This is a genomic window from Halomonas huangheensis, assembly GCF_001431725.1.
Lineage (GTDB): Bacteria > Pseudomonadota > Gammaproteobacteria > Pseudomonadales > Halomonadaceae > Halomonas > Halomonas huangheensis.
In genome coordinates, this window is sequence record NZ_CP013106.1 from 3,080,630 (window position 1) to 3,094,074 (window position 13,445).

Annotated in this window: 9 protein-coding genes; 7 read left to right on the forward strand and 2 right to left on the reverse strand. The window is 60.5% G+C overall.

Annotated features, from left to right (window positions below):
- The first annotated feature begins 30 nt into the window (after positions 1-30).
- From tenA to AR456_RS13505, 7 genes are all read left to right on the forward strand, one after another.
- A complete protein-coding gene (gene tenA, locus AR456_RS13475; protein WP_021818851.1) occupies positions 31-699 on the forward strand; it encodes a thiaminase II in 669 nt (222 codons plus the stop codon).
- A gap of 108 nt (positions 700-807) precedes the next feature.
- Positions 808-2,745, forward strand: coding sequence for a phosphomethylpyrimidine synthase ThiC (thiC, locus tag AR456_RS13480; RefSeq protein WP_021818850.1), 1,938 nt, complete (start codon positions 808-810; stop codon positions 2,743-2,745).
- Positions 2,746-3,038: 293 nt separating this feature from the next.
- The gene (locus tag AR456_RS13485) at positions 3,039-4,259 is read left to right on the forward strand and encodes an acetate/propionate family kinase (RefSeq protein ID WP_021818849.1); all 1,221 of its coding nucleotides are present in this window, start codon (positions 3,039-3,041) and stop codon (positions 4,257-4,259) included.
- The gene (gene pta / locus AR456_RS13490; protein WP_021818848.1) at positions 4,256-6,445 is read left to right on the forward strand and encodes a phosphate acetyltransferase; all 2,190 of its coding nucleotides are present in this window, start codon (positions 4,256-4,258) and stop codon (positions 6,443-6,445) included. The genes AR456_RS13485 and pta overlap by 4 nt, the downstream gene beginning before the upstream one ends.
- Positions 6,446-6,731: 286 nt before the next feature.
- The gene (locus tag AR456_RS13495; RefSeq protein WP_021818847.1) at positions 6,732-7,511 is read left to right on the forward strand and encodes an IclR family transcriptional regulator; all 780 of its coding nucleotides are present in this window, start codon (positions 6,732-6,734) and stop codon (positions 7,509-7,511) included.
- Between the two features lie 98 nt (positions 7,512-7,609).
- Positions 7,610-8,899, forward strand: coding sequence for an NAD(P)/FAD-dependent oxidoreductase (locus AR456_RS13500; protein WP_021818846.1), 1,290 nt, complete (start codon positions 7,610-7,612; stop codon positions 8,897-8,899).
- 134 nt (positions 8,900-9,033) lie between these two features.
- Complete coding sequence (locus AR456_RS13505; RefSeq protein ID WP_021818845.1) at positions 9,034-10,440, forward strand: Na+/H+ antiporter NhaC family protein; 1,407 nt, start codon at positions 9,034-9,036, stop codon at positions 10,438-10,440.
- 72 nt (positions 10,441-10,512) lie between these two features.
- Here AR456_RS13505 and AR456_RS13510 read toward each other — a convergent pair whose 3' ends face one another.
- Together AR456_RS13510 and AR456_RS13515 are read right to left on the reverse strand one after the other, a co-directional pair.
- Positions 10,513-11,550, reverse strand: a complete 1,038-nt coding sequence (locus AR456_RS13510) for a YeiH family protein (protein WP_202903940.1) — start codon at positions 11,548-11,550, stop codon at positions 10,513-10,515.
- Between the two features lie 175 nt (positions 11,551-11,725).
- On the reverse strand, positions 11,726-13,390 hold the full coding sequence (locus AR456_RS13515; protein ID WP_031207697.1) for a GMC family oxidoreductase: 1,665 nt from the start codon (positions 13,388-13,390) through the stop codon (positions 11,726-11,728).
- Positions 13,391-13,445: the final 55 nt, after the last annotated feature.

Sequence of the window (13,445 nt, forward strand, 5' to 3'; positions counted from 1 at the left end):
CCTCTCCGGATCATTGATACCGGAGGACATATGGGTTATCGCTTCAACGACCTGGTCGATGCCTGCCACGATGAGTGGACGGCCTACATCGAGCATGATTTCGTGACTCAATTGGGCCGCGGAAGCCTGTCGCAAGACAGTTTTCGCCACTACCTGAAGCAGGATTATCTGTTCCTGATCCAGTTCTCTCGCGCCTATGCGCTGGCGGCCTACAAGAGCCACTCGCTCGACGAGTTGCGCAGTGCCTTCGAAGGTTTGAAGATCATTCTCGACACCGAGATGCAGCTGCATCTCGATTACTGCGCCGAGTGGGGGATCACACAACACCAACTGGAAAACCTCCCCGAAGCCAGAGCCACCCTCGCCTATACCCGCTATGTGCTGGACGCCGGAGCCCGTGGCGACCTACTCGACCTGCGTGTCGCGCTGGCCCCGTGCATGATCGGCTACGCCGATATCGCTCTGTGGCTGAACGAACAGGACTTCACCCAGCGCGGCAATGCCAACCCCTTCGACGCCTGGATCGCCATGTATCTGAGCGAGGAGTTCCAACAGGCCGCTCATCACGAACGAGTCTGGCTGGATGAGCAACTCCGCCAACTCCCCGACGCCCATTTCCAGCGCCTGGCGCTGCTGTTTCGCGACGCCACACGCCTGGAGCGCGACTTCTGGCAGATGGGGCTCGACCTCAGCGACTGAGAATGTTTCAGCACCGAGCGACGAGCCGCGGGCTTCTGGCTCTTACCTCTTCGCTCTTACCTCTTGACTCTTGATACATACAACCATAACGAATGAGGAGAACGCCCCATGACCCGTACCCACCACTTCCTGGCCGAGACCGCCAGTGTCGATGAAGCCGCGATCAAACCCTTGCCGGGGTCACGCAAGGTGCATGTCGAGGGCTCACGTCCCGACATTCGCGTGCCGTTTCGAGAGATCAGTCTGTCGCCGACCAAAACCTCGGGAGAGGATGAGCAGAATCCGCCGTTACTGGTCTACGACACATCGGGTCCCTACACCGACCCGGAAATCAGTGTCGACCTGCGCAAGGGGCTGCCGGAGCTGCGGCGAACCTGGATCGACGAGCGTGACGATTGTGAATGGTTGGACGGCCCGACCTCCGATTATGGCCGCCGCCGTGCCGCTGACCCCATGTTGGCCCAGTTGCGCTTCGACCTGACACGCACCCCTCGTCGCGCACGCCCCAATGCCGATGGCAGCGCCGGCAACGTCAGCCAGTTGCACTATGCTCGTCGCGGGATCGTCACTCCTGAGATGGAGTACATTGCGATTCGCGAGAATCAGCGCCGCCAGGCCCTCTCTTCAGAGTACCAGGGCAACTCAGAGGTCGAGCGCATTCTCGGTCAACAGCACCCTGGCCAGGGTTTCGGAGCGCGGATTCCCGAGGAAATCACCGCAGAATTCGTACGTCAGGAAGTGGCGGCGGGGCGTGCCATCATTCCCTGCAACATCAATCACCCGGAAACCGAGCCGATGATCATCGGTCGCAACTTCCTGGTGAAGATCAATGGCAACCTCGGCAACTCGGCGGTCACCTCTTCCATCGAGGAAGAGGTCGACAAGATGACCTGGGGCATCCGCTGGGGCGCCGATACCATCATGGATCTGTCCACTGGACAGAATATCCACGAAACCCGCGAATGGATCATCCGCAACTCACCGGTGCCGATTGGTACCGTGCCGATCTACCAGGCATTGGAGAAGGTCAAGGGCGTGGCCGAAAACCTGACCTGGGAAGTCTTCCGCGACACCCTGATCGAACAGGCGGAACAGGGCGTGGACTACTTCACCATCCATGCCGGAGTGCTGCTGCGGTATGTGCCGCTGACCGCCGAGCGGGTAACGGGCATCGTCTCACGGGGCGGTTCGATCATGGCCAAGTGGTGCCTCTACCACCATCAGGAAAACTTCCTTTACACCCATTTCGAGGACATTTGCGAAATCTGCAAGCAGTATGATGTGGCCTTCTCGCTGGGCGACGGACTGCGTCCCGGCGCGGTTGCCGATGCCAATGACGAGGCACAGATGGCAGAACTCAAGACGCTCGGCGAATTGACCCGTATCGCCTGGCGACACGATGTCCAGGTCATGGTCGAAGGACCAGGCCATGTTCCCATGCAGTTGATCAAGGAGAACATGGACAAGCAGCTCGAGTACTGCGACGAAGCGCCTTTCTATACGCTCGGCCCGCTGATCACCGATATCGCCCCCGGGTACGATCACATCACCTCGGGCATCGGAGCGGCGATGATCGGTTGGTACGGCTGCGCCATGCTGTGTTACGTCACGCCCAAGGAACATCTCGGGCTGCCCAACAAGGATGACGTCAAGACCGGCATCATCACCTACAAGATCGCCGCTCATGCCGCCGACCTGGGCAAGGGCCACCCCGCCGCGCAACGTCGTGACAATGCGTTGTCCAAGGCACGCTTCGAGTTCCGCTGGGAAGACCAGTTCAACCTCGGTCTCGATCCGGATACCGCCCGCGAATTCCACGATGAAACCCTGCCCAAGGATTCGGCCAAGGTCGCCCACTTCTGCTCGATGTGTGGTCCGAAATTCTGTTCGATGAAGATCAGTCAGGAAGTCCGCGACTATGCGCGAAACAAGGAACTGGGCAAGGAAGGACAGCAGACCGCCGATGCAGCGACGGTGGCCGCCGGTATGGAAGAACAGGCCCAGGCCTTCCGCGACCAGGGCGCCCAGTTGTATCGAGAAGTCTAGATTGTATCGCGACCTGTAGGTCGGATCACACAGCACAAGTGCTGACTGCAGCCAGCCCCGGGCCGGGCTGGCTGTCCCTCTTGGCCGTAACCCACCCATTAGACTTAAGTCCAGTAAAACAATACCTGTCGTTGATACACATCATTCGACTTTCACTCTCCCGCTGAACACCTGAATTTACCTCTCCAGATCAATCATCGACCCAGTGGGAGGTGATAGATTGCCCGCCAACCTCCCTGTTTTCAGTAGTCTCGACTACATTACCTGTCAGCTGCTGCTGTTCTGGAGATGGCATGAACGACTGCATACTGGTCATCAACTGCGGCTCGTCCTCAATCAAGTTTGCGCTGGTTCCACTACAGGCCGATCACCCGCGCCCTGGCGGTCTGGTCGAACGACTGGGGACCTCGGAGCCAGTGCTCAAGATCACCGATGAAAATGGTATCCGCCAGCAATTCGATCTGGCGGGTGCCGACCACCCCGCGGCCATGAAAGCGATTCTCGAGCATCTCGGCGAACGCCAGCCTATCGCTATTGGCCATCGAGTGGTCCACGGCGGAGAACGTTTCAAGAGCGCTACACTGATCGATGACGATGTCATCGATGGTATCCGCAAATGCACATCTCTGGCACCGCTGCACAACCCGGCCAACCTCGATGGTATTGAAGCGACTCGCCGTTTGTTTCCGGAATTGCCTCAGGTCGCGGTGTTCGACACGGCCTTCCATCAGACCATGCCCGAGCATGCCTACCGCTATGCCATTCCCACCGAGCTGTACCAGAAGCACGGCATTCGCCGCTATGGCTTCCACGGCAGCAGCCATGCCTATATCACCGAGCGCCTTGCCGAGCTGAGCGAGCGCGGCACTGGCGGTTGGGTGATCGCTCACCTCGGCAATGGCTGCTCCGCCACAGCGGTCTGGCAAGGACGGAGCATGGACACCAGCATGGGCATGACACCGCTGGAGGGACTGGTGATGGGAACCCGTAGCGGTGATGTCGATCCTGGGCTGCATCTGCATCTGGCCAACCAGTGCGGTTGGAGCGTGCAGCAGATCGACCAGATGCTCAACAAGCACAGCGGCTTGATGGGGGTGTCGGGGCTATCCCCAGACATGCGTGACCTCGAACAGGCCGCCGACAAAGGTCATGCCGGCGCCCGCCTGGCACTGGATGTATTCTGCTATCGCCTGGCGCGCACCCTGGCGGCGTTGTCCTGCGCCCTACCAAGGCTCGACGGTATCGCCTTCACCGGCGGCATCGGCGAGAACTCTCCGTTGGTGCGTGCTCGAGCATTGTCGATGATGAATGCGCTACGCCCGTGCCTGTCGGCTGCGGCCAACGAAAACCTGGCTCGCGGTAGTGAGGGTCGTATCGATCAGGCAAGGAATGACGATACTACCGAGGTCCGGCCCGAAATATGGGTCATCCCCACCGATGAGGAAGGCCATATAGCACGCGAGACCAGCGAGCTTGTGCAGACCCATGCCAACCACCCCGAGGCTCGGACATGAACACTGCTTCCCGTCCACGCACCCTGTTGCTGATCCCGGTCGATGAAGGCGTTGCACTGACATCCAGCGGGCTGGGCCTGATGCGTGGCATCGACTCGCTGGGCTTGCAGGGCGGCTTCCTGCAGCCGTTCTGCCAGACCACCACCGACGGCCAGGGCGAGCGTTCACGCATCCTGATCGCCAATACGCTGGGCATCGTCTCTCCCGTGCCAGTGGATCACGATACCCTCGATAAACTTCTCAACCGGGGCGATCGCGACACCCTGCTGGAAATGGCTGTTGAGCGCCATGCCCGGGTGGCCAGCCCTGGCCAGGGGGAGGAGCCGCCAGCTATCGTGGTGGTTGAAGGCCTCTGTCCCAGTTCCCAGTCAGCCTACGTATTCGAGCTCAACGTTCAGTTGGCCCAGGCACTGGATGCGCAAGTCGTACTGGTGGCCGATGGTCAAACCGCCAACGCTCGTGAGCTGGCCGAACGCCTGCGCATGCATGCCAATAGCCTCAACGCCTTTGGTGCCAACCGCGCCTGCGGTGTAATGTTGATGCGCCTGCCGGCATTGAACAGCGACAGTGAGGAAGAAGGGTCTGCTGTGCCCGCACCGTCCAGCGAACAGGCCTGTAAACTGCGCCAGCAATGGCAGCAACAGTTGCTTGTCGACGGCGGTCTGAAGCTTCCGGTGGTAGCAGCCGTGCCCTGGCATGCTTCACTCAGCGCACAGCGCACCCTCGATATTGCCCAGGCGCTGGGTGCAGATATTCTCCATGAAGGTGAGGCCGGCCAACGTCGCGTCACTGGCATCACCCTGGGTGCGCGCAAGGCCGAGCATCAGCTCCACGCCCTGCGCCCCGGGCGCCTGATCGTCACCCCTGGCGACCGTGATGACACTTTGCTGGCCGCCGCTCTGGCAACCATGAACGGCGTCAAGCTCGGTGGCTTGCTGTTGACCCACAACGAGCGGCCCAGCGAACAGTTGATCGATTTCTGCCGTCCGGCGCTGGAATCCGGCCTGCCAGTGCTCTCGATCGGTGATGACAGCTACTCAGCGGTCAAGCGTCTGGCGGAACTGCCCAATCACATTCCCTGCGATGACCCCGAGCGTGCCGAAGCCGTGGCCCACTTTATCGATGTGCATCTCGATCGTGAATGGATTGCCCAGTGGGTGCGTGCCGATGCCCTGCGTCGCCTGTCACCGGCGGCCTTCCGTCATCAGCTGGTGTCGCTGGCCCAGCAGCAGCGCCGTCGCATCGTGCTTCCCGAAGGCAGCGAGCCTCGCACTCTGGAAGCCGCAGTGATCTGCCAGCGCCGCGGTATCGCCGACTGCGTGCTGCTCGGCAAGCGCCAGGCGATTCTCGATGTCGCAGCAACCCGTGGCCTGGAGCTGCCCGAGGACCTGACGCTGATCGACCCAGACGAAGCGCGCGGCAACTACATTGCGCCAATGGTCGAGCGTCGTCGTGGCAAGCTCAATGAGCTGACCGCCGAGGCCCAGCTTCAGGATAGCGTGGTGCTCGGCACCATGATGCTCGCCGAGGGCGATGTCGATGGTCTGGTTTCCGGCGCGATTCACACCACCGCCAATACCGTGCGTCCGGCGTTCCAGTTGATCAAGACCGCCCCCGGCTACAACCAGGTGTCATCGATCTTCTTCATGCTGCTGCCGGACCAGGTGCTGGTCTATGGAGACTGCGCCATCAACCCGGACCCCGACGCCGAGACACTGGCCGAGATCGCGCTGCAGAGTGCCGCCTCCGCCGAAGCCTTCGGCATCGAGCCCAGGGTGGCAATGATCAGCTATTCCACCGGAGAGTCCGGCACCGGCGCCGACGTCGACAAGGTTCGCGAAGCGACGCGTATTGCTCGTGAGCGTGCACCGCATCTGGCCATCGATGGGCCGCTGCAGTATGACGCTGCCGCCATCGCCAGCGTCGGCCGCCAGAAGGCTCCCGACTCCCCGGTTGCAGGCAGGGCTACGGTGTTCGTGTTCCCCGACCTCAACACCGGCAACACCACCTACAAGGCGGTGCAGCGTAGCGCCCGAGTCATCAGCATCGGTCCGATGCTCCAGGGCCTCAACAAGCCGGTCAATGACCTGTCACGTGGCGCTCTGGTCGACGATATCGTCTACACCATCGCGCTGACCGCCATTCAGGCCAACCAGCGCGGAGTCTCTGATACCTCGAGCAGCTGACGTGCCGAGCGTCTGACCACAGCCACCGCCCCGGGATGCTCGCTGATTTCGGGGCGGTGGCTTTAATCTTCCCCGCATCCTTGCATCCTTGCATCCTTGCATCCTTGCATCCTTGCATCCTTGCATCCTTGCATCCAGAAACTATCGGCCTTCCTCCCCGCACGGCCCCTTGTCGGAAACATCTCACTAAGTGAGACGAATTTGCCGTTTAGTCTCGCTATGCTCAGCGGTAGTTAACATTCATCATTCCATGCTCACCTGACCAGCGACTCAGCAGGCTATCGCCATGCCTCACTCAGGGCCTTCGACGCTCCACCATGCCATGCAGCTCCTCCAGATCACGGCCGCGGGTGGCTACCGTGGTGCCGGTATCGACGACTTCATGGAAGCCACCGAGCTGAGTCGGCCCACCGTCTATCGCTTGCTCCAGGGGCTCAAGGCCCAGGGCTTCCTGCGCAGCGGGCCAGTACGCGGTCGCTATCTCCTCGGCTATGAACTGCTGGTGCTGGGCGCTCAGGCGGGCAACGGCTCCGGACTTCGTGATCTGGCGCGCCCCCGATTGCTGTCGCTGGCGCAGCGCCTTGGTGACAGCTTCTATCTGTTTGCCCGCGACGGTATTCATGCGGTCTGCCTGGAAGTACAGAACGGAGAGTATCCGGTAGGGAGTTTTGTGCGTGCCACCGGAGGCCGAGTTCCACTCGGGGTTGGCCAGGCGTCGATTGCCTTGATGGCCTACCTGGAACCCGCCGAACGCCGCACCATCCTGCAGCACGGCCAGGCTCAGCTACAGGCCCGATACCGTATCTCCGCGCAGGATGTAGAGACAGAGATCGACTTCCTGCACCAGCACGGCTACGCGCGCGGCGCAGAAGGCAGCCAGCTGCCCGAGTATGGCGGTCTGGCGGTGCCGATTCTCGACCACAGTGGCCATCCGCTGGGGGCACTGAGCTGCTCGATGCTCAAGTCCCGGATGAGTGAAGAGCACGTCGCCGAGGTGCTCCAGGCGATGCATGAAGCCGCCAGGGACATGGTCAGGGAAGCTCACAGTCTGCTGTATCTCGAATAGCCTGCTGTACGTTGCATAGCCTGCTGTGCGTTGAATCGAGGCTTCTCTGTCGAATCGCTGAATCACAACAATCGTCTCTCAGGAACCGTGCTCCACCCATGACCTCCGCGACTCATCCGCAGCACCAGCGCCCCTGTGGCTGGAACGCTCAACTGCCACCGCGCCCCGCCCTGCCAGCTGTCACTGGTTGCGAGCAAGCCGATGTGGTGATCATCGGCGCAGGCTTTACCGGTCTTTCGGCCGCGCGACGCTGGCATAGCGCTCGCCCCGAGGACCGCATTCTGGTACTCGACGCCGATACTGTTGGCGAGGGTAGTCCCGGTCGCAATTCAGGGTTCATGCTCGAGATCGCCCTGGCCAATGACGCCTCACCCAGCCAACTCGAACGCATGTCACAGCTCAATGCCCTGAGCCGTGGGACCATGGCCCATCTACGCCAACTGGTGGATGAGCATGGTATAGATTGCCAATTGGTACGCGCCGGCACCTATCGCGCGGCGCGCAGTAGCCAGGGCAGAAATGCCCTCGACAGCTATGCCTCCTTTCTACGCAGATCCTTCCTTACGCACCAATGGCTGAACGAGGAACAACTGCAGGAATGCATCGGCACCCGCTATTACCAACATGGCATCTACTCCCCGGATTGTTCGCTGGTACAGCCAGCTGCATTGATACGCGGTCTTGCTGATGCTCTACCGCCGAGCATCAGACTTCACGAGAACAGCCCTGCCACCTCTGTTATCGCGGATGGAGCTCAGTGGGTTGTTACCACGCCAGCGGGAGAAATCCGTAGCCCGCGGGTAATGCTGGCCAACAATGCCTTTTCCAGAGCGCTGGGCGCCGACCGCTCCCGACTGACGGCCATCTATACCTACGCCGCGGTTACCAACATCCTCGAAGACACCACGCGCCAACGAGTGATACCGCAACAATGGGGGCTATTACCGGCTCATCGGCTGGGCTGCACTCTGCGCACCACAGCAGATGGCAGGCTGATGATCCGCTCGCGCTACAGCTATGAGCGTGAAGAGGACAACACAAGAGTCGAACAGTCACTACTCACCAGCCTGCAGCGACGTTATCCCGAATTGGATATCTCGCGTTTCGATGCCATCTGGGGCGGCACGACAGGACTGACCCACAATGGCGCTCCGCTATGGGGCCAGATCCAACCGGGGCTGTTTGTCTCCGCAGGCTGCAACGGTGGCGGCATCGTCAAGGGCACCTTTCTTGGCGATGCCCTGGCGCGGCTGGCTCTGGGACAGGAGGTAGAGGATATCGACAGCCTGTTCGGACGTGCCGATTGGATGCCCCCCGAACCGCTCAGGCGCGGCGCCTTCCACCTAATCGCCAGCTGGGAGCGACAACGCGCCAGCGCAGAGATCTGAAGCGCTTCACTGCCATTGTTCCGAAGCGATCGCGATACCGCGATCGCTCAAACCGCCCTGTATCAGAACGTCCACCGCAACCATCCATCACAACAATTCACCACAACCATTCATCACAACAACAAGGACAGCTCATGGAACCCCAAGACCATCTCGGCCTGCTGTCAGTCATGCCGGCCGCCATCGCCATAATCCTTGCCTTCGTCACCCGCAATACTGTGTTCTCGCTCGCCGTTGCCTGCTTCGCCGGTGTGCTGGCCATGGGCAGCGGACTGATGGGTTTTCCTACCCTGCTCAAGGAAACGCTTGGCACCACCAGCTTCTCCTGGATTCTGCTGCTCGAGCTGTTCATCGGTACCGTCATTGCCTTCTTCCAGCGCACAGGCGCCATCCAGAACTTCTCCGCCTGGGTCGAGCGCCGCAAGCTATCACGAGTTCGCGTACAGCTCGTCGGCTGGTTCATGGGCATGTTCGTGTTCTTCAGCGACTACTTCAGCCCGCTGTTTGTCGGCACCACCACTCGCGGCCTCACCGACCGTTACCATGTCTCGCGGGAGAAGCTGGCCTATATCGCCGATTCCACGTCAGCACCGGTCAGCGTGCTGGTACCGATCACCGGCTGGGCGGTGTTCATCGCTGGTCTGCTGATCGGTATTGGTCCGATCGAGAATGCCGACCAGGCCATGTCGGTATTCGTGCATGCGATCCCGTTCAATATCTACGCCTGGCTGTCTGTGGCGCTGGTGGGGTTGGTCATCGTAGGTATCGTGCCGCTGTTCGGCCCGATGAAGAAGGCCGAACGGCGCGCGATTGAGGAAGGCAAGGTACTGCGTGACGGAGCGGACCCATTGATGGGTGAGGAACTGACCGATATCACTCCCTACCCCGGCGTCAAGACCAGCCTACTGGTGAACTTCATCCTGCCGGTGCTGGTGGTGATCAGCATTGCGGTGGGCACCTTCATCGTCATGGGCTCAGCCAAGACCATGGAAGCTTTCCTCGCTGCCGCTGTGGTATTGGGGGTCTGCATGCGCCTGCAGGGGATTCCGTTCAATGACATCATGAAGACTGCCACGGCAGGCATGAAGGGCGTGATGCCGGCGATCATCATCCTCGCACTGGCCTACTCGCTGAATCAGTTGTCGAAGGATATGGGCACCGCGGACTATATCGTTCAGGCCACCGAGGCCTGGCTGACACCGGCGTTACTGCCGGCGCTGACGTTCCTGATCGCTGCGATCATCGCCTTCTCGACAGGAACCTCCTGGGGTACTTTCGCCATCATGGTGCCGCTGTCGATGCCGGTCGCCTTCACCTTCAGCGCTGACGAAGTCTCGCTGCTGGTTTATGCCACCCTCGCCGCCGTGGCCGGAGGCGGAGTATTCGGTGATCACTGCTCACCGCTGTCCGATACTTCGGTATTGGCATCAACCGGCGCGGCCTCGGACCACATCGACCACATCAAGACGCAGATTCCCTTCGCACTGCTGACGGCAGTCATCGCCCTGATCAGCTATATCATCATCGGCACCATGCTGTAATAGATCGGCCTTCAGAAGCGACGACTCCATGGTCATAGCAAGCCATGGAGCCGTCGTCCTGTCGATATCGCATTACCAGTCGGCAATACCGGTATACAGACACACCAGCACTACGCCCAACAGGAACAAGGTTTCCGCGACCATCAGAATCACCGGCTTCCAACCGACAACCGCCAGTTTCTGAAACGAGGTCTTGATGCCCAGTGCGGCAATGGCCGTGACCAGACACCAGCGCGACAGGTCGGTCATCGCCTCGCTCATCACGATCGGAATGACACCGAGACTATTGATCAGCACCAGTACCACGAAGGCGACCAGAAAACCGGGGAACATCGGCACCTTGCCGCCTTCCCCTGCTTTACGAGAGCGCCGGAACAGCAACATGAATACCATCACCGCGGGAACCAACATCGCCACTCGCAGCAATTTGACGAAAGTCGAGACATCCCCGGTGTCATCGGAAATCATATACCCCGCTCCGACCACCTGAGCGACATCGTGGATGGTGCCGCCCAGAAAGATGCCGGCATCGGTATTCGACAATCCCAGAGCGCCAACCAGCAGCGGGTACAGCACCATCGCCGCCGTCGATAGTGTTGTCACACCAACAACAGTGAGGATGGTATTGCGTTCGGCCTCCTCATTGCGTGGCATCACTGCGGACAACGCCATGGCCGCTGAAGCACCGCAGATCGCCACCGATCCCCCGGTCAGCAGGCCAAGATCACGGGGTAATCCCATCAATCTCGCCATCACGGTGCCAGCGACGATCGTCAACACCACTCCCGCCACCACTGTCAGCACCGGTCCGATGCCCAGCGCCGCGACCTGTTCCAGGGTGATCCTGACACCCAGCAGAGCCACGCCCAGCCGCAGGATGGTACGCGCCGCGAACTCAATGCCCGCCAGACATGGCCCCTGCTCACTGAGAAAATGCAGCGACATGCCAAACAGCAGCGCATAAAGCAGCGTGGGGCCGCCATAATGGTCGGCGATGAAGGTCGTCGCCAGTGCGATGGTGATGCAGATCAGTACCCCCGGCATGCGTCGACGCGCGGGTTCGATGCTCCTGCGCCAGCCGCTGGCCGCATGGTTATGGGAATCGCTCATGACGGGTGTCTCGTGATGCTGCATGCCTGGAGTCCTCCTGTCCGAATACCACCTCCGCGCTCGGGCCTGGCGGTCGCAGTTTGGTGGCGAAGGTGGTGCGCCTGTCTGGCGCTGGCCTGATCATGATCCTGCGCCATCCTCACGACATCGATTAGGACCAGTTCCCGGTCAGACATCAGGCCAGAGCAGCCTGGCCGTTCCATTCATCACCACGTGCCTGCTTGATCAGGTCGGCGGCCTTCTCGGCAATCATGATGGTTGGCGCATTGGTGTTGCCCGACACGATCGTCGGCATGATCGAGGCATCGACTACCCGCAAGCCGTCGAGACCGTGCACACGAAGCTGATCATCGACCACAGCCCTGGCATCCTTCCCCATACGACAGGTACTGGTCGGGTGATAGATGGTCTGGCTGTACTGACGCGCAGCCTCCAGCAACTGCTCGTCACTCTGCCAGGCGGCGCCCGGAACGTACTCTTCAGTAATCACTTCGGCCAGAGGTTGCTGGGCGGCAATGCGGCGCGCCAACTTGATGGCATCAATGGCCACGCGGCAATCCTCCTCGGTGCTCAGATAACCAGGCTGAATCAGCGGGTATACCGAGGCGTCGGGACTGACGATACGAATGCTTCCGCGGCTGCTGGGCCGCAACTGGCATACCGATGAGGTGAAGGCAGAAAACGGGTGAACACCTTCGGCAGGCTTGTCTGCCGATAGCGGCTGCATGTGAAACTGAATATCCGGACGCTCGAGTTGGGGTTGCGAGCGTGTGAAGACGTATACCTGACTGGCCGCCAGGGTCAGTGGTCCGGTACGCGTGAGCAGATACTGTGTGCCCACCGCAAGTCTCTTCAGCGGATGGCGCACTTCATCATTGAGAGTGCGACAACGCGTCTTGAATACCAGCCGAATCTGCAGGTGATCCTGTAGATTCTGGCCAACACCCGGAAGCTCGTGCTGACACTCCACTCCAACACTGTTCAGGTGTTGTCGCTCACCGATGCCGGAGCATTGCAGGATCTGGGGCGAACCGATCGCACCGCTCGACAGCAGGACCTCGCGCCGAGCATGTACCTGATGCAGCTCGCCGCCCTGACGATATTCGACACCGACCACTCGCTTGCCACGTAGCAGCAGACGTTGGCAGTGCGCTCGCTTGATCAGCGTCAGGTTGGGCCGAGACAGTGCGGGTCGCAGGAAGGCCTTGGCCGTGGAGCAGCGGAAACCTTTCCACGAGGTCTGCTGGAAATACCCTACGCCTTCCTGGTGTGCACCGTTGACGTCAGGATTCTCGGGTATGCCTGCCGCCCTGGCGGCATTGATGAAGCGCTCGGCAATCTCACGACGCAGACGTAGATCCGAGACCTTGAGTGGGCCGTCAACGCCATGGAAATCGTCCGCACCGCGCTCCTGGCACTCGGACTTCATGAAATACGGCAGCACCGAGGCATAATCCCAGCCCTGATTACCGGCTGCCGCCCAGCCGTCGTAATCCTCCTTTTGACCACGGATATACAGCAGCCCATTGAGCGAGCTTGAACCACCCAGCACCTTGCCCCGCGGCCACTGCAACTGGCGACCGTTGAGACCGGGGTCAGGCTCGGTGAGATAACACCAGTCAGTCGCCGGGTTGTGCATGGTCTTGAAGTAGCCGACGGGCACATGAATCCAGGGGTTCCAGTCCGCGCCCCCCGCTTCGAGCAACAACACCGAGACATCAGCATCCTCACTCAGGCGGTTGGCCAGCACACAGCCCGCCGACCCCGCTCCCACGATCACGTAGTCAAAACCAGCGCTTGTTGCGTGCCCAGTGCTTGTTGTTGGTCTTGTCGTCGCCATATGATAACCATAAAAATGAGACTATTTGTCTCAATCAATATGGGTATTACTTTTC